Annotated in this window: 21 protein-coding genes; 7 read left to right on the top strand and 14 right to left on the bottom strand. The window is 69.0% G+C overall.

Going from position 1 to position 22,119, the window contains the following annotated elements:
• Nucleotides 1-126 precede the first annotated feature (126 nt).
• Both ACFOY2_RS28405 and ACFOY2_RS28400 read left to right on the top strand, forming a co-directional pair.
• Nucleotides 127-2,427: a beta-xylosidase/alpha-l-arabinosidase gene (locus ACFOY2_RS28405; protein ID WP_379531137.1), complete on the top strand. Its 2,301-nt coding sequence runs from the start codon at nt 127-129 to the stop codon at nt 2,425-2,427.
• Nucleotide 2,428: 1 nt separating this feature from the next.
• Nucleotides 2,429-4,450: a beta-galactosidase gene (locus ACFOY2_RS28400; RefSeq protein WP_379531136.1), complete on the top strand. Its 2,022-nt coding sequence runs from the start codon at nt 2,429-2,431 to the stop codon at nt 4,448-4,450.
• Between the two features lie 87 nt (nt 4,451-4,537).
• Here ACFOY2_RS28400 and ACFOY2_RS28395 read toward each other — a convergent pair whose 3' ends face one another.
• From ACFOY2_RS28395 to ACFOY2_RS28385, 3 genes are all read right to left on the bottom strand, one after another.
• A complete protein-coding gene (locus ACFOY2_RS28395) occupies nt 4,538-4,930 on the bottom strand; it encodes a hypothetical protein (protein WP_379531135.1) in 393 nt (130 codons plus the stop codon).
• Nucleotides 4,931-5,055: 125 nt separating this feature from the next.
• Nucleotides 5,056-5,853, bottom strand: a complete 798-nt coding sequence (locus ACFOY2_RS28390; RefSeq protein WP_379531134.1) for a TIGR02569 family protein — start codon at nt 5,851-5,853, stop codon at nt 5,056-5,058.
• A 515-nt stretch (nt 5,854-6,368) separates the two neighbouring features.
• A complete protein-coding gene (locus ACFOY2_RS28385) occupies nt 6,369-7,493 on the bottom strand; it encodes a helix-turn-helix transcriptional regulator (RefSeq protein WP_379531133.1) in 1,125 nt (374 codons plus the stop codon).
• A 429-nt stretch (nt 7,494-7,922) separates the two neighbouring features.
• Between ACFOY2_RS28385 and ACFOY2_RS28380 the strand changes: the two genes are divergently transcribed.
• Complete coding sequence (locus tag ACFOY2_RS28380) at nt 7,923-9,890, top strand: serine hydrolase (RefSeq protein WP_379531132.1); 1,968 nt, start codon at nt 7,923-7,925, stop codon at nt 9,888-9,890.
• Between the two features lie 133 nt (nt 9,891-10,023).
• Here the strand turns inward: ACFOY2_RS28380 and ACFOY2_RS28375 are convergent, their stop codons facing one another.
• From ACFOY2_RS28375 to ACFOY2_RS28330, 10 genes are all read right to left on the bottom strand, one after another.
• Nucleotides 10,024-10,212 (bottom strand): helix-turn-helix domain-containing protein, encoded by a 189-nt coding sequence (locus ACFOY2_RS28375; RefSeq protein ID WP_379531131.1) that lies wholly within the window; start codon nt 10,210-10,212, stop codon nt 10,024-10,026.
• Between the two features lie 253 nt (nt 10,213-10,465).
• Complete coding sequence (locus ACFOY2_RS28370) at nt 10,466-10,735, bottom strand: cytochrome C oxidase subunit IV family protein (RefSeq protein WP_379531130.1); 270 nt, start codon at nt 10,733-10,735, stop codon at nt 10,466-10,468.
• 4 nt (nt 10,736-10,739) lie between these two features.
• A complete protein-coding gene (locus ACFOY2_RS28365; RefSeq protein ID WP_379531129.1) occupies nt 10,740-11,381 on the bottom strand; it encodes a cytochrome c oxidase subunit 3 family protein in 642 nt (213 codons plus the stop codon).
• The gene (locus tag ACFOY2_RS28360; protein ID WP_379531128.1) at nt 11,378-12,052 is read right to left on the bottom strand and encodes a hypothetical protein; all 675 of its coding nucleotides are present in this window, start codon (nt 12,050-12,052) and stop codon (nt 11,378-11,380) included. The genes ACFOY2_RS28365 and ACFOY2_RS28360 overlap by 4 nt, the downstream gene beginning before the upstream one ends.
• A 150-nt stretch (nt 12,053-12,202) precedes the next feature.
• On the bottom strand, nt 12,203-12,949 hold the full coding sequence (locus tag ACFOY2_RS28355) for an SDR family NAD(P)-dependent oxidoreductase (protein ID WP_379531127.1): 747 nt from the start codon (nt 12,947-12,949) through the stop codon (nt 12,203-12,205).
• A gap of 33 nt (nt 12,950-12,982) precedes the next feature.
• Nucleotides 12,983-13,180, bottom strand: a complete 198-nt coding sequence (locus ACFOY2_RS28350) for a ferredoxin (RefSeq protein WP_379531126.1) — start codon at nt 13,178-13,180, stop codon at nt 12,983-12,985.
• Nucleotides 13,177-14,400: a cytochrome P450 gene (locus ACFOY2_RS28345; RefSeq protein WP_379531125.1), complete on the bottom strand. Its 1,224-nt coding sequence runs from the start codon at nt 14,398-14,400 to the stop codon at nt 13,177-13,179. Before ACFOY2_RS28345 ends, ACFOY2_RS28350 begins: the two co-directional genes overlap by 4 nt.
• A 182-nt stretch (nt 14,401-14,582) precedes the next feature.
• Nucleotides 14,583-14,924 (bottom strand): iron-sulfur cluster assembly protein, encoded by a 342-nt coding sequence (locus tag ACFOY2_RS28340; protein ID WP_379531124.1) that lies wholly within the window; start codon nt 14,922-14,924, stop codon nt 14,583-14,585.
• Nucleotides 14,891-15,970: an amidohydrolase family protein gene (locus ACFOY2_RS28335; protein WP_379531123.1), complete on the bottom strand. Its 1,080-nt coding sequence runs from the start codon at nt 15,968-15,970 to the stop codon at nt 14,891-14,893. Before ACFOY2_RS28335 ends, ACFOY2_RS28340 begins: the two co-directional genes overlap by 34 nt.
• Entirely contained in the window at nt 15,971-16,591 is a 621-nt protein-coding gene (locus tag ACFOY2_RS28330) for a TetR/AcrR family transcriptional regulator (RefSeq protein ID WP_379531122.1), read from the bottom strand.
• Nucleotides 16,592-16,650: 59 nt separating this feature from the next.
• Here ACFOY2_RS28330 and ACFOY2_RS28325 point away from each other — a divergent pair, with 59 nt between their 5' ends.
• From ACFOY2_RS28325 to ACFOY2_RS28315, 3 genes are read left to right on the top strand one after another with little or no spacing between them, the layout of a single operon-like run.
• A complete protein-coding gene (locus ACFOY2_RS28325; RefSeq protein WP_379531121.1) occupies nt 16,651-18,240 on the top strand; it encodes a class I adenylate-forming enzyme family protein in 1,590 nt (529 codons plus the stop codon).
• Between the two features lie 48 nt (nt 18,241-18,288).
• Nucleotides 18,289-19,416: an aromatic ring-hydroxylating oxygenase subunit alpha gene (locus ACFOY2_RS28320; RefSeq protein WP_379531120.1), complete on the top strand. Its 1,128-nt coding sequence runs from the start codon at nt 18,289-18,291 to the stop codon at nt 19,414-19,416.
• Nucleotides 19,413-19,607 carry a ferredoxin gene (locus tag ACFOY2_RS28315; RefSeq protein WP_379531119.1) on the top strand — a complete coding sequence of 65 codons (195 nt, stop codon included), beginning with the start codon at nt 19,413-19,415 and terminating at the stop codon, nt 19,605-19,607. Before ACFOY2_RS28320 ends, ACFOY2_RS28315 begins: the two co-directional genes overlap by 4 nt.
• A gap of 30 nt (nt 19,608-19,637) precedes the next feature.
• On the opposite strand, the gene ACFOY2_RS28310 is transcribed toward ACFOY2_RS28315, so the two are convergent.
• The gene (locus ACFOY2_RS28310) at nt 19,638-20,774 is read right to left on the bottom strand and encodes an acyl-CoA dehydrogenase family protein (protein ID WP_379531118.1); all 1,137 of its coding nucleotides are present in this window, start codon (nt 20,772-20,774) and stop codon (nt 19,638-19,640) included.
• Nucleotides 20,775-20,930: 156 nt separating this feature from the next.
• Here ACFOY2_RS28310 and ACFOY2_RS28305 point away from each other — a divergent pair, with 156 nt between their 5' ends.
• Nucleotides 20,931-22,118, top strand: coding sequence for a CaiB/BaiF CoA transferase family protein (locus ACFOY2_RS28305; RefSeq protein ID WP_379531117.1), 1,188 nt, complete (start codon nt 20,931-20,933; stop codon nt 22,116-22,118).
• The last annotated feature ends 1 nt before the right edge of the window (nt 22,119 follow it).

Genomic DNA, 22,119 nt, shown 5'->3' with positions numbered 1-22,119 from the left:
GTTGACAGCGATATGGGCCGGAGCCTAGCGTAACGCAACGGCAATGTCACGGTAATCTTTCGGAAAGTCGACCAGAAATTTTCCGATTGACCCAACGGCCTGTTAGCGCTATCAGAACGAGGGTGTATGCCTGCACGTGTGGAGGGCCGGGTCGATGACCTGCTGGCGGACATGTCGCTCGATGAGAAGCTCGCCCAGCTCGTCGGCGTGTGGCTGAACGTCAACCGTGACGAGGGCGTCGTCGCGCCGCTGCAGGACTCGATGCAGGGCAAGGACGTCGAGTTCGAGGCGTTCGCCGGCCAGGGTCTGGGCCACATCACCCGCCATTTCGGCACCCGTCCCGTCGATCCCGAGTGGGCCGGCACGGTGCTGGCCGAACGGCAGCGGTGGCTGCGCCGCAACACCCGGCTCGGCATCCCCGCCATCGCGCACGAGGAGTGCCTGACCGGGCTGGCGGCCTGGCGGGCCACGACCTATCCCGCGCCGCCGGCGTGGGGCGCCTCGTTCGATCCCGATCTGGTGGCCGAGATGGGCCGCCGCATCGGGGCGGGCATGCTCGCGCTCGGCGTGCACCAGGGCCTGGCCCCCGTGCTCGACGTGATCCGCGACCAGCGGTGGGGGCGGGTCGAGGAGTGCGTCTCGGAGGACCCGTACGAGGTCGCCACGATCGGCGCCGCCTACGTGCGCGGCCTGCAGTCCACCGGCGCCATCGCCACGCTGAAGCACTTCGTCGGCTACTCCGGCTCCCGCGCCGGCCGCAACCTCGCCCCCGTGCACGCCGGCGCCCGCGAGGTGGCCGACACGCTGCTGTTCCCCTTCGAGGTCGCCGTCCGCGACGCGAAGGCCGGCTCGGTGATGAACTCCTACGCCGAGATCGACGGCGTCCCGATCGCCGCCGACGCCCACTACCTCACCCGGATCCTGCGCGATGAGTGGGGCTTCGAGGGCACGGTCGTGGCCGACTACTTCGCCGTCGCCTTCCTGCACACGCTGCACGCCGTGGCCGCCGACGCCGAGGACGCGGCCGTGCAGGCGCTGACGGCGGGCATCGACATCGAGCTGCCCACCGGGGTGGCCTACCTGGAGCCGCTGAAGCGGGCGGTCTCGTCCGGCCGGATCGAGGAGGCCCTCGTCGATCGGGCGCTGCGCCGCGTGCTGCTGCAGAAGGAGCGGCTCGGCCTGCTCGACGACGACTACGAGCCGGTCCCGCCCGGCCCGGTCGACCTCGACGACCCCGAATCGCGCGCGCTGGCGCGGCGGCTGGCGGAGGAGTCGGTCGTGCTGCTGGTCAACGACGGCGTGCTGCCCCTGGGCCAGGCCGAGGGCCGGCGCGTGGCGGTGCTCGGCCCGAACGCCGACAGCGTCGCGGCCCTGTTCGGCTGCTACTCCTTCGTCCAGCACGTGCTGCCGCACTTCCCCGAGGTCGAACCCGGCATCGCCGCGCCCACGCTGCTCGACGCGCTGCGCGAGGAGCTGCCGGAGGCCGTGATCGGCGTCGAGCGGGGCACGGGCGTGGACGACGGCGACCGCGACGGCATCGCCGCCGCAGCCCGGCTGGCGGCCGGGTCGGACGTGGCGATCCTGGTGCTCGGCGACCGCTCGGGGCTGTTCGGCCGCGGCACCTCGGGCGAGGGCTGCGACGTGGAGAGCCTCGACCTGCCGGGCGCGCAGCGGGAGCTGGCCGAGGCGGTCCTGGCCACCGGCACGCCGACCGTGGCGGTGCTGATGACGGGCCGCGCGTACGCGGTGCCGTCCCTCATCGCGAACGCCGCCGCCGTCGTCCAGGCGTACTTCCCCGGCGAGGAGGGCGCGGGCGCGATCGCGCGCGTGCTCAGCGGCGCCGTGAACCCCTCGGGCCGGCTGCCGATGAGCATGCCGCGCGCGAGCGGCGGCCAGCCGTACAGCTATCTGCATCCCAAGCTGGGCGCGGCCGGGTCGGTCAGCAACATCGACCCGGCGCCGGTGCTGAGCTTCGGCCACGGGCTGAGCTACACGGACTTCGCCTACGCGGAGGTGAACGTGGCCGAGCGGGCCACGACGTCGGGCTCGATCCGCTGCTCGGCCGTCGTCCGCAACACCGGGGACCGGGCGGGCGCGGAGGTGGTCCAGGTGTACCTCAGCGACCGTCTCGCCTCGGTCACCAGGCCGCTGGCCCAGCTCGCCGGGTACGCCCGCGTCGAGCTGGCGCCCGGCCAGAGCGCGCGGGTCGGCTTCGACGTGCCGGTGCGGCTGCTGGCCTTCACCGGCAGGGACGGGCGGCGCGTCGTGGAGCCCGGCGCGGTGGGCGTGTCCTTCCGCCGCTCGGTCGCGGACGTGGTGGCCGAGCGCGAGGTGCTGCTGACCGGGCCCGTGTACGAGATCACCGGCGACGAGCGGCGCCTGACCACCGTGTCGATCGACGCACACACCATGGAACCAGGAGCTTGACATGACGCGCATGGACGCATTCAGGAATCGGGTGGGCGGCCTCGCCTACGGCGGCGACTACAACCCCGAACAGTGGGATCCGAGCGTGTGGCGGGAGGACGTCCGGCTGATGCGCGAGGCCGGCGTCAACACCGTCTCGCTCGGCGTGTTCGCGTGGGCCTCCCTTGAGCCGGAGCCCGGCAAGTTCGAGTTCGGCTGGCTGGACGAGGTCATGGACCTCCTCCACGACAACGGCATCCACGTGAACCTGGCGACCCCGACGGCGGCGCCGCCGGTGTGGCTGACGCACCTGCACCCCGAGGTGTTCCCGATCATGGCCGACGGGCAGCCGTTCGGTTTCGGCAACCGCCTGCACTACGACCCGTCCTCGCCGATCTACCGCGACTACGCGGCCAAGATCACGACCAAGCTGGCCGAACGCTACTCCTTCCACCCCGCCCTGGCGATGTGGCACATCAGCAACGAGTACGGCCCCACGGCCCACAACGAGGCCTCCTCGGTCAACTTCCGCCGCTGGCTGCGCCGCAAGTACGGCGACCTCGACACCCTCAACGAGGCGTGGACGACCCGGTTCTGGGGCCAGATCTACACCGACTGGGACCAGATCGAGGTGCCGAACATCCCGCGCACCTGGATGAACCCCTCGCGCCGGCTCGACTTCAAGCGCTTCACCTCCGACGCGCTGCTGGAGTGCTACATCGCCGAGCGGGACATCGTGCGCTCCTTCCGCGACGACATCCCGGTCATGACGAACTTCATGCGGTTCTACCGCAACGCCGACTACTGGAAGTGGGCGCCGGAGGAGGATGCGGTCGCGCTCGACATCTACCCGAACCCGGCCGACGCCGACTCGCACGTGTCGGCGGCCTTCAACTACGACCTGTTCCGCTCACTCAAGGGCGGCCGGCCTTGGATGCTCATGGAGCAGGCAGCCAGCGCGGTCAGCCAGTGGAAGCTCAACATCGTCAAGGAGCCGGGCCGGATGCGGCTCGGGTCGCTGCAGGCGCTGTCGCGGGCCGCCGACTCGGTGATGTTCTTCCAGTGGCGGGCCAGCAGGGGCGGCCAGGAGCGCTTCCACTCGGCGATGCTGCCGCACTCGGGCCCTGACTCGCGCACGTTCCGGGAGATCATCGACCTCGGCCGGGAGATGAAGCTGCTCGCTCCGGTCGCCGGGACGACCTCGCGCTCCGAGATCGCCGTCCTGTTCGACTGGGACGGCTGGTGGGGGCTGGAGGAGACGTTCGGGATCCCGCGCAGCGACTTCAGCTACACCGACACGGTGATGCGGCACTACACGCCGCTGTGGGAGCGGCACTACCCCGTGGACGTGGTGCCGGCCGGCTCCTCACTCGACGGGTACAAGGTGCTGGTGGTGCCGAACGCGTACCTGATCGACGACGCGGGCGCCGAGCGGATCATCGAGTTCGCCCGCGACGGCGGCACGGTGATCATGTCGTTCTTCTCCGGCGTGGTCGACGACCGCAACCGCGTGCGGCCGGACGGCTACCCTGGGGCGTTCCGCCGGCTCATCGGCGCCAAGATCGACGAGTACTGGCCGGCGCGGCCCCATGAGGTCTTCGCCGTGGAGTTCGCCGACGGGCGGCGGGCGACCTCGACCTGGTGGCGCGACGACCTCCACCTGGAGACGGGGACGGCGCTGGCGACGTACGCCGACGGGCTGCTCGAAGGGCGGGCCGCCGTGGTCGAGAACCGGTTCGGCGCCGGACGGGTCGTCTACCTGGCGACCTTGCTGGAGCAGTCCGCGTTCGACTCGGTGGTGCTCGACGCCGTGGCCGCCGCCGGAGTGCGACCGCTCCTTCAGGACGTTCCCTCCCACGTGGAGTGCTCGGTGCGGGGGGACGCGGCGCATGAGTACCTGTTCCTGCTCAACCACAGCGGCGAGCTGAACGCGTCCGTCCCCCTCGAAGCGGAGGGAACCGACCTGCTCACGGGCACGACGGTGTCGGGAACGGTAGAATTGGCACCACTGGGCGCAGCGGTGATCCAACGCCCCCGCGCATAGCAACTTCCCCACCGGCCCCGCGCGTTGCAGCTTTCCGCCGGCCTCGCGCATCGCGGACCTTCCGCTGGCCCGTGCGTACGGCGCGGGTCAGCGGCGGCGCCAGATGCCTGGGGTGGTCGCCAGGGCGGCCAGCACGTACGCGATCACGCTGCCGAACACGACGGCTTGCGGACCTTCGGTGGTCAGCCCGAGTGGGATCAGGAAGACGGGCACGGTGAGGGCGACGGGCCAGGCCGGCCGCACGCCCATGATCCGCAGCAGCGGCCAGGCGAGCCCGATCTCCACCCAGGGCCACGCCGTCCACATCTCGACGAGCCCACCAAAGCAGCCGAAATGCCCGCATTTCTGGGGGTCAGTCGCGGCAAGCGCGATCACCAGCGTCCCCGCGAGGTGCACGAGGGGGGCGAGTGCCCCGGCGAGCCCCGCCATGCCCAGCCGACCGGCAAGCCCGTTGTACGAGGCGACATTGGTCGAATCCACGCCGTCAGCATGCACTCCCGCTGTATCGCCCGCACACACACGTCGATCACAATTCGCCCGCGAACGCGGAGATCACGGGATTCACCCGCGAACGTAGGGATTACGGCTGCTCGCATTCGCGGCGATCACGATTCGCCCGCGTACGCGACCGCGACGTCGATCGCGGGCCGGTGGGCCGCGAGCTGATCGGCGGTCCAGCCCGCGGCGCCCTGGGCCACGTCGTGGGTGACGATGCGGTAGATGAGGGCGCGTACCAGCATCTGCCCCCATTCGGGCAGGTGCGACCAGCGGGCGGCCAGCGCGGGGGCGGCTCCGTACCAGCACAGGGCATCGGCGACCGCGACCGCCGCCGCCCAGGACGGCGGCCGCCAGTAGACCGGCCAGTCGATGACCGCCGGGGGCAGACCATCGGCGAACAGCACGTTCCCCGGCAGATCACCATGAACCGCCTGACACGGGAGATCGACCGGCCGGCGGGCTCGTACCAGAGGCTCCAGCAACTCCAGCGCCGCCGGGCTGCCCTGGAACGGCGCCTCCTGCCAGGCCACGCGGTCGCCGTGCGACCAGGGGTTGTCGCGCCGGTCCAGGAACGCGGGGCGCGCCAAGTGCGCGATCGCCTCGTGGAAGGCGGCGCCGGCCCGGAGCACGTCGTCCTGACGGCGGACGTCCGGCTCGCCGGCCACGAGCCGGCTGGCCTCCCAGCCCCGCACCGACCACGTCCCGTCAGGCGCCCGAACGGGCCGGGCCAGCCGGAAATCCGGCGATTCCGGCACCGCGGCGAGCACCTTAGAACGCCACCGGCTCTCCGGCGCGAAATCCACGGGCTTGAGCGCCAAGGAGCCCGCCCGCCAGGCCCCACCGAGCCATACGGGCCGCACACCACCAACCCCGAAACCCTCCAGGACCTCCACAGGAGGGGTCACGTCGAAAACCCAAGCCAGGAATCCGCCTCGGACGGAATCATGCGGCCTCCTTCGTCGGACTCATGATTCCTTGCTATTGATGCCCTCGACAAACTCGCACCATCTTTTTTCGCAGGCACCACAACGGTGTTGTAACGGCACGCCAGGACCCTCCCCCAGGCGGTGTGTTTCTGGCGCGCTCCCGCCGTACCCCTGCGCTCCGTCCCGCGCGGAAGGCGTTTCGACCGAAACGTTTCCTGGACACCTGTTCGAGGAGGGGACAAGGCCATGACGATCGCCGGCGGTGGCCGGGCTTCCGTACGTGCCGGGGCGATCGCCGCCGCAGGCCTCCTTCGTCGGCTCACGGCATCGAGCCCCCGATGGGGAGATGCCATCGGGGGCGTGCGGAGGTGAGCGGCGAGTCCGTTGCCAGAGCTGGTGGCGTTGGTGAAACCTGCCAAGTGATGTCGAGGCGGGTGGCCGGTGGGGGCCAGGATCACCTTGGAAGCCTTGAAGTCCTTGTGGCGGCAGGAGGCTCACGGATCGACGTGGATGTCGGGGTCGAGCGTCGGCTTGTAGTGTTCGGCGAAGATCTTCGCGACGAGCTCGCCCCGGCTGGAGACCTCGACCTTCTCGAATATCTGCTTCAGGTAGTCACGGATGGTGTGAGTGGAAAGCCGCAGCATCGCTGCGATGTCGGTCGTGGGCAGGCCGTTGGCGACCAACCGGACGATCTGCTGTTCCCGTCGGCTGAGCTGGTATGCCTTCACGATGAGGGCGGCCACTTCGGTGGCCGTGGCCGGTTCGATCACCAGGGCTGTCCTGCCGCTCCCGGCGTTCGTTTCTCGCAGGGCGAAGCCGTGGATCACCACCCAGTAGCCACGGATCAGCAGCCGTGCACGGGCGTTGCCTCTGTCGCGTCCGGCGGCGATGGCGCGTGCTTTGTTGGCCACCGAGCGCAGCTCGGAGGGTAGGGGGATGATGTCGGGGTTGTCGTAGCGCAACGGCGTGAACTCTCGCAGCCATGCCTCTGCAGGCTCGTTGAGCGTTTCAAGCTCTCCCGTCTGGTCGAATATGAGCAATCCGGGGGCGTCGGGCATATTCATGGCGAGGCCGGGCCGCAAAAGCGCTGAGCGCCGGAAGGTATGACCGATCGCGTCGGCGAGGCCGGCGAGCAACTGCTCCTCGCCGGGGGTGAACGGCTGCGCGTCCTCGGCTCGCCACAGGCACGCGTAGCCCCACACATCAACACCGGTCCTGAACACACATCGCAATTCGTCGCCGAGGCCGAGCGAGAGGTTGAGATTGTGGTACCGGGAGCTTCTCCTCGGATGTCCCTCCGTCACGCGATACAAAGTCGCAGCCGGGGACGTCATGCGAGCCAGCATGCGAAAGTGGTTGACGTCCTCGACGAAGAATTCGCTTTCCCAGTACCTGTCGCACGCTTCACCGGATCCCAGGTTCTCTAATCGGGAGGGAGAAGTCGCGAGCATCGTCAGCGGGTCGGCCGCCGCCCAGAAGCAAGCGTTGAAGGGAATGATCTCGCGTAACAGGCCCGAGAGTTTTGCAAGAAATTCGCTGTCTGCGATACCCGTCAAGGTCAACTGCTGGATGCGCTCGTATGCGCGCCGAGCCGACGCGGCGCCAAGAGACAACCCCACTGCCCGAGCATGAACGTCTGTTCGGCAACGCGCAACCCCTCAAATGAGGGAATTTCATGGCCACCTGACCACCCATCTGCGGGATGTCGCGACCAGCGAGTCGCCGCGCACTGTGGAGGACAAGAACGGGGGCAAGCGCTGGGGGACGGGGTTCACTTCGCGGTCATCGGGGTTGCGCGGCTTGACGGCGGGGATTTCGCGTCGAGCCACCGCAGGTCTTTCACCCACCACGAGCCGACCTCACCTGTGTGCACGGTGCGCGACGCGATGGTTTTGCGGGACGGCGATGGCCTTGCACAGATGAGGGGCCTTGCCCGGGCTGCGGCGTAGCTTGCGGAGAGCGGCACGAACGATCGCCGGCACAGGCTCACATTTTTACAGATTCGGATAACGACCGGGCGCGACAGCGTCCGGGGACAGGGGTTCGACATGCAGGATTCATCGGCGCCGTTCAGCCGTCGTGACGCGCTCTTCTCGGCGATCGGGCTGGCCGCGTTCGTCGGTCTTGAGCGATCCGGAGTCGCCTCGGCGGCCAGTGTCGCCGAATTCGCAGGAAGGGCCCGCACCGGTGCGGCCCTATTGGCCGGACCGTTTCCGTGGGTGGCGCGCCACGGCCTGACCCCGGAGCAGTACCAGGCCGAGTTCGACCGCATGGCCAAGGAGGGGTACCGCCTGATCCAGGTGGACGGCTACGAGATGGCCGGCCGACCGGGATACGCGGCCATCTGGGAACGCGCGCCGGGGCCGCCGCAGTTCGCCCGCCATGGCCTGACCGAGCCGGAGTACCGCGCCGAGTACCAGCGGCTCATCAAGGAGGGCTACCGCCTCATCCACGTGGCCGGTTACGAGGTCGCCGGAAAGGTGTACTTCGCAGCGATCTGGGAATTGACCGGCGGGCCGGACCTGATCACTTACCACGACATGACCTCGGAACAGTACCAGGCCGAGTTCGACCGGCAGCTCAAAGATGGCTACCGCCTCATCCACGTGGACGGCTACGGGATGGGGGGTAAGGCGCACTTCGCCGCGATCTGGGAGAAGGTCTGGGGCGCCAGGGGGCCCGACTGGGAGGCCCGCCACAATCTGACCGCGGAGCGCTACCAGGCCGAGTTCGACCGGCTCACGAAGGATGGCTACCGCCCCGTCCACGTCAGCGGTTACACCGTCGGCGGCGTCGATCTGTATGCGGCGATCTGGGTGCGCGGCGCCGGTCCGGCCTGGTCGGCCCGCCACAACGTGGCGTCGGCGGACTACCAGGCGGTATTCGACCAGCACCAGCGAGACGGCTACCGGCCCGCCCGGGTCAGCGGCTACGGCGTCGGCGCGGGCCTGTACGCGGGGATCTGGCTGAACGACAAGATCACGGACGGCAACTTCGACGCTGTCCACACGGTCGTCGACCGCCACATGAGGGCCTCCGGGGTGGCCGGCGTGTCACTCGCGATCGCCCGGCGGGGTGCGCTCGTCTTCGCCCGAGGGTACGGGCTGGCCAACCGTGAGACCGGCGAGCGGCTCACCGAACGGCACCTGATGCGCGTCGCCAGCATCTCCAAGCCGATCACCGCGGTCGCGATCATGCAGCTCGTCGAGGCCGGCCGCCTGACGCTCGACCAGCACGTCTTCGGTGCCGGCGGCATCCTCGGCACCCGGTACGGCAGCAGGCCCTACGGCGCGAGCCTCCAGGCGATCACGGTCCGGCACCTGCTCCAGCACACCGCCGGGGGCTGGACCAACGATGCCAACGACCCCATGTTCGCCAACCCGACGATGACCCACGATCAACTGATCGGCTGGGTGCTCGACAACCGGCCCCTCCAGTACACGCCCGGCACCGTCTACATGTACTCCAACTTCGGCTACTGCCTGCTGGGCAGGATCATCGAACAGGTCACCGGACAGCCGTACGCCAACCTCGTGAGCCAGCGCGTGCTCGCGCCCAGCGGGATCACCAACATGCACATCGCCGGGAACACTCGTGCCGAGCGGCGACCCGACGAGGTGGTTTACTACGGCGCCGGCGACCCGTACAGCATCCCGGTGCGACGGATGGACTCCCACGGCGGCTGGCTCGCCTCGCCCGTCGATATCGTCCGCTTCGCGCTGCGGGCCGACGGATTCGCCACCGTCCCCGATCTGCTCAAGCCGACCACGATCGCAACCATGGTCACGCCGTCGTCGGCCAACTCCGAGTACGCCTGCGGCTGGGCGGTCAACGCCCTGGGCAACCGGTGGCACACCGGCCGCCTGATCCCCTATGGCACGGAGAGCATCCTCGTCCGGACGAGCAACGAGTTCTGCTGGGCGGCACTGGCCAACGGCAACGGCATCGACGTCGACACGATGATGTGGGAGGTGTTCCAGCAGACCGCCGTCTGGCCCTCCCGCGACCTATTCTGAGCTCGCCCCGCCACTATCGGTCCGCCCGGATTGATCCCGTCGCTGCCGCCCGCCCTCGCGGCCTGCGGCATGGCTGCTCCACGGCCGGCCCACCTGGCCGCTGCTCCAGGCCCAGGCGGCGATGCCCACCCGATTAGCGGCTCTCACCTTGCTGGATGTGCGTTCTGACGGTTCCCGGGCTGATGGTCAGCTGGACGGCGATGTCGGCGTTGGTGTGCCCTCGCGCCACCAGACGGGCGATCTCCAGCTCGCGGACGGTGAGCGGATCCTCCAGCGGCGGCGGAGCCTGGCGGATCAAGCCCCGCAGCAGCCGGAAGGTCACCAGAGGATTGATCAGCGCCGGGTGACGAGCTCGGGCCGGCCATGCAGCCCGATGCCCACACCGCCGCGGTCCGCTCGGCCGCGGCCGGCGTCGCTACGACTACCGAGGAGTTCCCCGTGAGGCTCAGCCCAATCGCGAAGCCGGCCTCGCCGAGGGGCTTGGCCTGGGTGCTCCCGGGCCGCGGAAGATCACGGCGGCCATGGAAGCGTCAACAACGGAGGTATCACCCGCCGCGGGCGCGCCTGACAACGCGTCAACTGTCGGTGGCGATGAACATTGCGATGAGGACCGCGCACACCACGACGGTCCACCCGCCGAACAGCAGATGGAGCGCGCGATGAGCTTCCCTCAGCTCCATGAAATAGCGTCCGACGAGGTAGACCTTGATGAATGCCACAGCGAGCACGACCACGGTGGCGAACTGCCGGGCCCCATGACCGTCCCCGAGGTACCAGGAGAGCACGGTCGCCCCCATGAGGAACAGCCAAGCGGCCATGACCCGGCTCGAACGTCCTGGGATCACCTCATCACCTCATCAGATAGAGCAGGGCGAACAGGACGATCCAGAGCAGGTCGATGAGGTGCCAGTAGCACGCTCCGGCCTCGAGGTTGCGCACGTCCCTGTTCACCAGGGCCGGCTTGCGGGCGATCAGGTACATGATCGCCAGGGCGACGATCCCGATCAGCAGGTGGAGCAGGTGGATCCCGGTGAAGACGAAGTAGTACATGTAGAAGCTGTTCGTCGACGGCGTATGGCCGGCTTGGATCTCGTTCGAGTACTCCAGGACCTTGTTGACGACGAAACCGGCGCCGCAGAGCAACGTCATGAGGATCATTCGCGCGCCGCGCTCGGAGGCACCGTGGCGCAGCGCGTTCAGGCCGAGTACGACGAACATCGACCCGGTCAGCAGCAGGAGGGTGTTCCCCGCGCCGAAGGTGAGGTTCATGTGCTCACGGGCTTGCTCGAAGAGCGCGGCGCTCCGCGAGCGCTCATAGACGAACACGCCGAAGAACAGGGCGAAGATGAGCATGTCTCCGAAGATGAAGACCCAAATGCCGATCTCGCCTGGTACGCGGCCGAGCTCCCGATGGCGCCGCCTGGGCGCCATCGGGGGCACGGAGACGAACGGATCCGCGAACGGGTCCACCGGCCGGGACCGCACCGTCATGAACCGGTGGCCGGTTCCTGCTCGTGGACGAAGCCGCCCCGGACATTCCGCATCGACAGATAGCTGAAGTACAGCACCCAGATACCGAAGACGACGAACGGCACATAGAGGCATACAACGCCGGTCCAGCCGAACGGCCCCTCCTTGAAGAACCAGACCGTGCCGCCCGGGATGAAGCACACGCCCGCCCAGATGCTGAAGTAGCCCGTCCACCGGGGGAAGACCGGAGCGTCGGTCTTGTCCAGCAGGATGTTCAGTCCGAGCGCGATGGCCCAGATCGTGAACGGCATCCAGGTGCCCAGCAGGATGATGAACCCGGCGTCGTTGAACGCCTGCGTGATCTCCGGTGACACTTCGCCCGCCCGGAAGGCGGCGGTCGCCCACAGACCGCAGTTCACGACGATCTGCGCGGTGCCCGCGGCCATGCAGGTCAGCTGGACGTACGTCAGCGCTGGAAAGAGCCCTTCCTTGCGCCGCGTCTGGACGGCCATGCACACGCCCCAGACGCCCATGAGCGCGTAGGCCAGGCAACTGAAGACGAGACCGACGCGAATGGCGGTGGCGTTGTCCTGGTAGTACCGCGCCACGTCCGCGGCGGAATCACTGGGGTGCACGGCGGGCGGGAAGTACCTGGCGAGCCAGACGCTTCCGATCAGGAACAGGACCACCATGGCCGGTCCGCACCATGCGATGAGAAGTTGTGAGGTGCGGCTCATACTGCGGCGGTCGGTTTCCGTCCAACCAGGGGCCCCTACGGGGGGCGGGGCCACGTCGGCGGCGCTCATGAGTTTCTCCTTCCCTCGGGCGGTGGCTTGCCTTGGCTACTGCGCGGTCAGCGCTCCGTCGATGACGTGCTCCTGGCCGGTGATGTACGACGAGTCGTCGGAGGCGAGGAACAGCACCAGGCCGGCGACCTCGTCCGGATCGGCCATGCGACGCAACGGGACCTGATCGGTGATGCCGCCTCCGGCCTCGTCGGTGGCGGCGACCATCATGGGCGTCTTGATGTAGCCGGGATGTACGGAGTTGACGCGGATGTTGTCGGGCCCGTATTGGACGGCGACATGCTTGGTCATGCCCCGGGAGGCGAACTTGCTGCCCACGTACGCGAGGTTCGGCGAGCCCACGATGGAGACCAGCCCGGCGATCGAGGAGATGTTGACGATCGAGCCGCCGCCGGCCCTGCGCATCGACGGTATGACGGTCTTCATGCCGTAGAACTGGGAGTGCTGGTTGACGGCGCACACCTTGAGATACTCGGCCTCGTCCAGCTCGGCGGTCTCGGCGATCGGGCCGAGGATCCCGGCGTTGTTCACCAGGATCGTCACCGTCCCGAAGGCGCTTTCGGCCTGCCGCAGCACCTGCTCCCACTCGGCCAGGGACGTCACGTCGTGCCGGACGAACAGCGCGTCGTCCCCCAGCTCTCCTGCGACCAGTTTCCCGCGCTCCTCGTTGACGTCGCTCAGCACGACCTTCGCGCCTTCGGCGACGAACCGCCGCGCGTGCGCCTCGCCCATGCCCTGCGCGGCGCCGGTGATGATCGCCACCTTGCCGTCCAGCTTGCCCATGATGATTCCTTTCCTTCGGGATCAGACGTGCGATCAGAGGTGCAGGGTGATGGCTCGTTCGGGGCAGCCACCGGCCCCGGTCCTGGCCGCGCCCTCCCTGCCCGCGGGGACCTCGACGGGCTCGTCGAGGTGGCGGTTGAACCCGTCGTCATCGGACTCGTACGTCTGCGGCGCGAGCAGGTAACAGCGGCCGTGCCCGGAGCAGAGCGACCCGTCGACGGTGTACTTCATCGGACGGCGCTCTCCGGGCGGCCAGGAGCGAACACCAGCGGAAGGGTGTTCATCGAGCGGGTGAGGCCGGTGGTGTAGGTGATCTCGGCCCCGGGCTTCAGCGCGAAGTCCGGCAGGCGTCGCAGCAGCTCCCGCATGACGACCTTGCCCTCGAGCCGGGCGAGGTGGGAGCCGATGCAGCGGTGCGGGCCGAACCCGAACGCGGCGTTCACCGGCAGGTCGCGGTCGATGTCGACGTCCTTCGGATTGTCGTACAAGCGCGGATCCCGGCAGGCGGCGGCGTAGTTCAGCATCACCCAGTCGCCCTTTTTGAAGGTGTGGCCGGCGACCTCGACGTCCTGCCTGACGGTCCTGGCGAGTGCCACGACCGGCGCGTAGACGCGGACGAACTCCTCGATCGCCTTGTCGTGCAGGGCCGGGTTCGCGGCCAGGCGGGCGCGGTCCTGCGGATGCGTCGCCAGATGGTAGGTCAGGCCGGCGAGCAGGTAGGTGGTCGTCCCCAGGCCGCCGGCCAGGAGGTCGGTGACGACGCTGACCTTGTGCTCCCATGGGCACGGCGCGCCGCTGTCGAGTTCGACGCCTTTCAGCACCGCGTCGACGAAGTCCCCTCGCGGTTCCTCCTTCAGGCGGCGCTCAAGGTAGGCGTTGATGTAGCCCAGCGCCGTGCCCCAGCCCTGCGCGCGGCCCTCGATCGGGCCGAACAGCGCTTCGTCGATCGCCTTGATGAGCGGCGGCAGGTCCTCGATGGGCACTCCCATGTAGCTGGAGAAGAAGACCCGGCCGGGCAGGGTGGCGGCGAAGTCCGCGACGAAGTCGCACTCCCCACGCTCGATGAAGGCGTCGATCAGGTGGTTGGCGTGCTCTCGGACGGAGCTTTCGTACGACCGCACGGCCCGCGGGCTGAAGTAGCCGTTGAGCGCGCTGCGCCACCGGTTGTGGTAGGGCGGGTCCGACTCCTCGGGGTACATGAACGGCATTCCCTCGGGACGGTTCGGCTGGAACCCCTCGGCGCTGCTGAAGGTCTCCCAGTTCTGGCCGACCGTGCGGACGTCCTCCTGCCTGTTGACGACGTAGTAGCCGTGCCCGACGTTGCTCTTGGCGACCGGGCAGCGGCGCACCAGATCGTCCATGACCTCGACGAAGTCGTCGTTGAGTTCCGGCGAGTCGAGATCGAAGTCGTTGAAGTGGTCTCTGGCCGAGTGGGGTTGAGTCGCGCTCACGAGGAGGCCTCCGTGGGTTCTCGACGCCTCGGTCGCCTGGCCACAATGTGGCGGGCGTCACAAAACAAATGTTTGTCCGAAGTACTTGGCGTGTCAATAGCCCTTGTGAGATTGCCTGAATAGCGGATCTACATGCGGAATCGCAGCGCGGCCTACATCGGGCGGCGACAGTTCTAGAACAATCAGTTGTTCGTTTTCGTGATGCGATCGGGAGTCCACAGGACCGTCGTCGACGCTGTGACCTCGACGGTCTCGACTCCCGGCAGCTCGCACAGGAGGTCGGTGATGTAGCGGCGCAGGCCGGTGAAATGCACGCACGACGAATCGGTCAGCACGAGCTCGACCCGGACGTGGCCGTCCGCGCACTCGATCCTGTCGACCAGCCCCATCTGGCAGATGTCCAGCGGCGAGCGCATCAGGATGCCGCACGGCTCGGGAATCCTGCTCAGCTGGGCGCGGATCGTCTCCTCCGACGGCATGGCCATGACGCTCACCGCCCGGCCCGAGCGCGCAGCCGGCTCCACGGCCCTGATTCTGATTCGCCCGCCGCCCGCCGCGCGGCGAACTCGTCGCCGGCCGTCCGCTCACGCGCCTGGCCCTCCTCGAGCCCCAGCATCCGCAGCGCGTTGCCGCCGAGGATCTTGCCGCGGTCGGCGGCGGTCAGTTGCGGGATGCCGTGCGCGGCCAGCACGTGCTCGGGGAACTCGTAGCCGTCGAACGCGGCGAGCAGCGGCGCGGGGTGGCTGAGGTTGGCACCGCTCGCGTACAGCAGCCGGTCGGCGCCGGCCGCGCCGATGAGCGTGGCCAGGATCTTGGCGAACGCGTCCGGCCGGACCACCGCGTAGGCGAACACCGACTCCAGCGTCGCGTACACGTTGCGGTGGCGGGCCAGCAGCGCCGCCGTCCTGTCCAGGAACGCGGCACCGGCGTGCACGATCTGGAAGGTGAGCTCGGGGAAGCGCGCCGGCACGTCCTCGAGGTCGTCCACGTCGAACGCGCCGCGCGGCGCGGGCGGCAGCCAGAGCGCCTTGTGCACGGCCACGTGACGGACGCCGAGGTCGCGCGCCGCCTCCAGCAGCGGCGTGGCGAAGTCCCGCGCGTCCATCCGCCAGCCCTCTCCCCTGCCGCCGTAGAAGAAGGCCGGGTAGAGCTTCAGTCCGTCCACGCCGAACTCGCGTACCTGCCGTTCCAGCTGCGCGATCGCCGCGCCGGTCACGGGCGTGTCCACGGTGGCGTACAGGCGGAACCGGTTCGGATGGCGGTCGCGGTAGGCCGCGGCCCGCTCCGGGTCGGTCACGTGGCCTTTCGCGAAGCCGAGGTTCGGCAACGCGTGGATGACCGCCAGATCGACCGGGCTCTCCACGAACAGCGCGTCCGCGACGGCCTCGTACGGGAAGTCCGAGAAGAACTCCTGCCGGGTGAGCTGGAAGGCCCGATGCTCCTCGCCGGTGGCGAGCAGGTGGGCGGCGTACACCGACTCCAGCTGTTCGCGGCCGAGCGGGTCCTGGTTGCCGGGCGCGAGGTTGTAGGGATGCACCACCGAGTCCACCACGACACCGTCGTCGATCATTCATCCTCCTGTGGGGTCGGCCCGGATCAACGGGCCGTTCAGCAGCGCGTCCGCGAGTTTCTCGCCGATCTCGCCGGCCGTCGCGGGACCGTCGGGCGAGAACCACTCCGGGGTCCAGTTGAGGGCGCCGAGCAGCCCGAACACGACCATCCGCGCGTCCAGGCCGGCGTCGAACACCCCCGCGCTCACCCCGGCGCGCAGCGTCTCGGTGAAGAAGTGCTCGTAGCGGGCCCGCTTGTCCAGCAGTCGCGCCCGGTTCTCATCTCCCAGGTAGCGCCACTGGTGGAACACGATCAACGTCCGCCCGGGGTTCTCGGCGACGACGCGGACATGAGCCTTGATCGCCTCCCGCAGCAGGACACGAGGGTCGTCGCTGGTCGCCCGGACGTCGTCGAGCGCGTGGTTGAAGCGGTCGACCCCGCCCTCGATGATGGCGAACAGCAACGACTCCTTGCTGGCGATGTGCGCGTACAGGCTGCCTGGGAGCATGCCGACGGCCTTGGCGATGTCGCGCATCGAGGTGCCGGTGTAGCCCCGTTCGCCGAACAGGCGCGTGGCCTCTCGGAAGATCGTCGTGTATCCGTCGGACGCCTGCTCCGCCGCCGCACCCGTGTTCCACACAAAACAAATGTTTGTATAGTCGCTTCACCGGTGTCAAGATGAGGCGGGAGTGAGCGTCAATGAAGCATGCGAGCGCACGTCACGGGACCACGGCGGCGCAGATCCTCTGGACCGGGGCCGAGCTCTTCGCGGACCGGGCGTGTGTCACCGACCTGGACGCGGCGGCCGCCGGCGAGACCTTCGACTACGGGACGGCGGCGGCCAGGGCGGCCGCCACCGGGGGCGCGCTCCGTGCGCTCGGCCTGCGGCGCGGCGACCGCGTGGCCGTCCTGCTGCACAACAGCCAGAGTTACGTCGACGTCTTCCTGGGCGCGCTCGCGGCCGGGCTGATCGTCGTCCCGCTCAACACCCGGCTCACCGGCGAGGATTACCGGCACATGCTGACCGACTCCGGCTCTCGCGCCCTCGTCACCACCGCCGAGTTCGGCGAACGGCTCCCGGAGGTGCGCGGCCTCACCGTGGTCCTCGCCGACCCTTCGGCCGATGGATCGCTGCCCGGCCTGGCCGCGGCCGCGACTCCCCTCACCGCTCCCGAGCCGGCCGCCGAGACCGACGTCGCCAGCCTCATGTACACCTCGGGCACGACCGGTTCGCCGAAGGCGGTCATGCTCACCCATGCCTCCTGGCGCAGCGTCGCCGGCGCCGCCATCGACGTACTCGGGTTCGCCGACGGAGAAGTGACGCTGCACGTCGCTCCGCTGACGCACGGGGCCGGCTTCCTCTTTCTGCCGACGTTGATGAGCGGCGGCCACAATCTGCTCTGCCGCTCCTTCGATGCCGCCCGCACCGCCGCCCTGCTCGGCAGCCATGGCGTCACGGGAATGTTCGTCGTCCCGTCGATGATCAGGATGCTGCTGGACGCCGTGCCGCCCGCTTTCACGGCCCCACCGGCCTTCCGCCGCCTCTACTACGCGGGCTCCCCCATCGACGCCGGGACGTTGCGCGAGGCCACCGCGGCGTTCGGCGGGCGGGTCGTCCAGTCGTTCGGGCAGATGGAGTCGCCGATGTTCGTCACCGTGCTCGACCAGGAGGACCACCGCCGCGCGCTGCGCGAGCCCGGCCTGCCGCTGGTGCGCTCGGCGGGCGGGGTCCTGCCCGGCGTCGAGCTCCGCGTCGCCGGCGACGACGGGGAGCCCTTGCCGACCGGCGAGCCCGGGGAGATCCTCGCGCGGGCTCCGCAGACGATGGCGGGCTACTGGAACCGGCCCGAGGCCACGGCCGTGGCCCTGTCCGGCGGCTGGCTGCACACCGGGGACGTCGGCTATCTCGACGAGGACGGCTACCTCTTCCTGGTGGACCGCAAGAAGGACATGATCGTCACCGGCGGCTCCAACGTCTACGCGCGGGAGGTCGAGGAGGTCCTGCTCGCCCTGCCGGGCGTGCGTGAGGCGGCCGTCGTCGGGCTGCCGCACCGTGTCTGGGGCGAGGCGGTGACCGCCGTGCTCGTCGCCGACGGCAGCCCGCGCGCGGAAGAAGAGATCATCGCGGACTGCCGCGCGCGGCTCGCCGGCTATCGGGTGCCCAAACGGGTCGTCTGGGTGGAGGAGCTGCCCCGCAACGCCTACGGCAAGGTGCTCAAGCGGCGGCTCCGCGACGAGCTCGGCAACGTGACCCGCATTGACACCCGGGACGGGACGGAGCTAGCTTAAAACAAATGATTGTTTGTTTTGAACTCCCGGATGTGAGGAGTGACATCTGTGACTCAGACGCGACCGGACACCGAGCTGACCACGGCCGAACAGCAGTACCCGTTGCCACCGAGCCTGCTCGGCAAGTCCGTCTACACCGATCCCGACCGGTACCGGCGCGAGCTCACCGAGATCTTCCACCACGCGTGGTTCCCCGTGCACCCGTCGTCGGACGTGGCCCGCCCGCGCGACTACGTCGTCTGGGACCAGATCGGGCAGTCGATCGTGATCACCAGGCTCCCCGACGGCGCGGTCAGCGCCTGGCACAACGTGTGCCAGCACCGCGGCGCCCGGCTGGTGAACGGCTCGGGCAACTGCGGCAACGCCCGCTTCACCTGCCCGTGGCACGGCTTCGTGTACGGGCTGGACGGCGTGGTCGCCAGCGTGCCGCTACGTGGCAGCTTCGACGCGGCCGAACTGGACGGCCTCCGGGCGCCCGCCGTCAGGAACCAGGAGTGGGGCGGGTGGATCTGGCTGTGCTTGTCCGACGACGTGCCGCCCCTGCTGGACTACCTCGGCGTGATCGGCGAGGAGCTGTCCGGTTACGGGCTGGAGGGCTTCACCACCAAGTTCCGCACGTCGGTGCGCCTGACGGCGAACTGGAAGATCGTCGTCGACGGGTTCAACGAGACCTGGCACGTGCCCTTCACCCACAAGGACACGCTGGCCGGGCTCGTGATGTGGCGGGACGCCATCCTCAAGATCACGCCCCCGCACTCGTGGATGACGCTGCCGATCCGCGGCTTCACCGACAAGGCCCTGCGCGACGGCGACCATCGGGCCTCGCATCTCTGCCATTACCTGGTGTTCCCCAACACGATCTTCAGCTGCTTCCCGACGCACCTGCAGATGTGGAGCGCGTGGCCGATCTCACCCGGGGAGACGCTGCTCACCGCGTACGAGGTGGTCGGCCCGCCACCGGACGGCATGCCGGCGGACAAGTGGGAGCGGCACAACCGGCGGGACTGGGACCAGTTCCTCGAGGTGCTCGGGGAGGACGCCGAGGTCATCAACGGCCTGGCCACCGTGATCGGCTCGCTGGGCTTCAGGCGGAACATGTTCAGCACGGCCGAGAGCAGGCTCACCGCCTTCCACGAGGAGATCGCCAAGCGGCTCGGGGAAGGGGCGCCACGATGACCGCCGTCAAGGTGGACCGCTCGAGTTGTCAGGGGTACGGAAACTGCGTGTTCGCGCTGGCGCCGGTCTTCGACCTTGACGAGGAGGGACTCGTCGTGCTCAAGCGCGAGCACGTCACGCCGGATGAGCTGGACGGGCTGCGGCGGGCGGCTTACGACTGCCCGACCGACTCCATCGCGTTCACCGAATGACCGGGGCCGGGGCGGGCGTGCCCGCTCCGGCTACAGGCCCATCTCCTTGGCGATGATGCTGCGCTGGATCTCGTTGGCGCCGCCGCCGACCATGGCGTGCTTGGCCTCGCGGAAATAGCGCTCCATGTCGTACTCGGGCAGCTGGGCGTAGCCGCCCAGGGCCTGCATGCCGTTGAAGGAGGTCTTGAACGCGGTGTCGGCGGCGAACACCTTCGCCATCGACACCTCCTTGAGCGCGCGTTCGCCACGGGCCATCTTGGTCGCCGCGTTGTAGACCAGCAGCCGCGCCGCCTCGACCTCGCACTCGTTCTCCGCCATCCGGTGCTTGAGCACCTGGAAGGACGACAGCGGCCGGCCGAACTGGGTGCGGTCCTTGGTGTATCGGATGGTGTCGTCCAGCGCGGTGCGCGCGTTGCCGACGTAGGACGCCGCCAGGCTCAGCCTCTCGTACTCCAGGTGCTCACCGATGTACGCCCATCCGGTGCCCGGCTCGCCGATGATGTTCCCGCTCGGCACGCGGACGTCGGTCAGGAAGATCTCGGTGGTACCGAGGCTGCGGCGGACGATCGTGTTCAGCTTCCTGATGTCCACGCCCGGTGCCGTGTTCGGCACCAGGATGAGGCTCAGGCCCTTGTGCTTGTCAGGGCCCGTCCTAGCCAGCACCGTGATGATCGTGTCCGGGAGGTGGGCACCCGAGCAGAACACCTTGTTGCCGTTGAGCACCCACTCCTCGCCGTCCAGGACCGCCTTCGTCTGCAGGCTCGCGGCGTCCGACCCGGCGCCCGGCTCGGTGATGGAGATGCTGAACTTCGTGCGGCCCTGCAGGAAGCCCGGCAGGTACCTCTCGCGCTGCTCCGCGCTCCCGTGGTTGGCGATGTTCGTCGCGGTGAACATCGAGGTCATCACCGCGGCGGCGAAGTCGAGACTGTACTTCGCGATCGCCTCGCAGAAGATCGCGTACATCACCGGGTCGGCGTCCAGGCCGCCGTACTGCTCGGGGATCAGCAGGCCGAGCCAGCCGCGGTCGGCGATCTTCTGGTACGCCTCGTCGGGGAACTCGCGGGACTCGTCGTGCTTGCGGATGTAGTCCCGGCCGACCTCGCGCTCCATGAAGGTGTGCAGCGTGTCGCTCCACAGTCGCTGTTCTTCGGTGAACCGGAAATCCATCCTCGGCCCCTTCGTCGGTCGACGCCCGCGGCGCGGGCACGTGGTCTTCAAGCTAGCTCCGCACCTTCGTCATAACAAGTGTTTGTTTTAACGCAGGCGGTCGTCTAGGGTGAGGCACGAGCACTGGCGGTCACCTCACTGTCCCGGAGCAGCACCGTGAGCCTGGAGCGTACCCACCCCGACCTCCGCGTCCTGGACCTCAGCGAGAACATCGCCGGCCCGCTGGCCTGCATGATCCTCGGTGATCTCGGCGCCGACGTGATCAAGATCGAACGTCCGGGCACCGGCGAGGCCACCAGGGACCTGCCGCCCCGGTGGGGCCTCGAGAGCACGGTCTTCCTCACCATGAACAGGAACAAGCGCAGCGTCGCCCTCGACCTGCGGACACCGCAGGGCCGTGAGGCGGTGTTGCGCGTGGCCCGCGGCGCCGACGTCGTCGTGGAATCCTTCCGTCCCGGCGTGGCGAACCGGCTGGGGCTCGGCTTCGAGGACTTCCGCCGGGTGAGCCCGAGCGTGGTGCACTGTTCGGTGAGCGCCTTCGGCGAGCGTGCGCTCGGTCACGACCGGCCCGGCTACGATGCCCTCGTCCAGGCGTTCACCGGCATCATGGCGATGACGGGCGAGCAAGACGGGCGACCGGCCAGAGCGGCGCCCTCCGTCGTGGACATCTCCACCGGGCTGTGGGCCGCCATCTCGATCCAGGCCGCACTCGCCCGGCGCACCGGCGGCGGTGCCGAGCAGTTGCGCGTCAGCCTGGTGGACAGCGGGTTCTTTCTCCTGGCCCACCAGATCATGGGATACCTGGGCAGCGGGGTGTTCCCCGGCAGGCTGGGCTCCGCCGCGCCGAGCACCGCCCCGTACGAGGCGTTCTCCACCGCCGACGGTTCGATCATGGTCGCGGCCGCGACCGACCGCCTGTTCGCGCGGCTGTGCGCCGTGCTCAAGCTCGACCGCCTCGTGGCCGACGGCCGATTCCGCACAGTGGCGGACCGGGTCGTGAACCGGGCCGTACTGAGCGAGATCATCGAAGGCCGGCTCCGTACGGCGGGATCGGAGCACTGGCTGGAGGAGATCGCGGCCGCGGGGGTCCCCGTGGGGCCGGTCAACGACCTCGCCGCCGCGCTGGCCCACCCCGTGACGACCGAGCGCGGCATCGTGCGCGACGCCCTCGACGGGCGGATACCCGGGCTCAAGCAGATCCGGTTGCCCATCGACGAGCACGCCCGATGCTCGATGCGCCAGCCTCCCGCGCTGGGCGCGCACACCGAAGAGGTCCTCACAGAAGCCGGCCTGTCCGAGGCCGAGATCGGCCGGCTCGTTGCACCGATGGAAAGGACGGCGTGAC

It is taken from the genome of Nonomuraea purpurea, from assembly GCF_042650645.1.
Lineage (GTDB): Bacteria > Actinomycetota > Actinomycetes > Streptosporangiales > Streptosporangiaceae > Nonomuraea > Nonomuraea purpurea.
The sequence above is the reverse complement of the archived record's forward strand: the minus strand, read 5'-3'. Positions and strand labels throughout refer to the sequence as shown.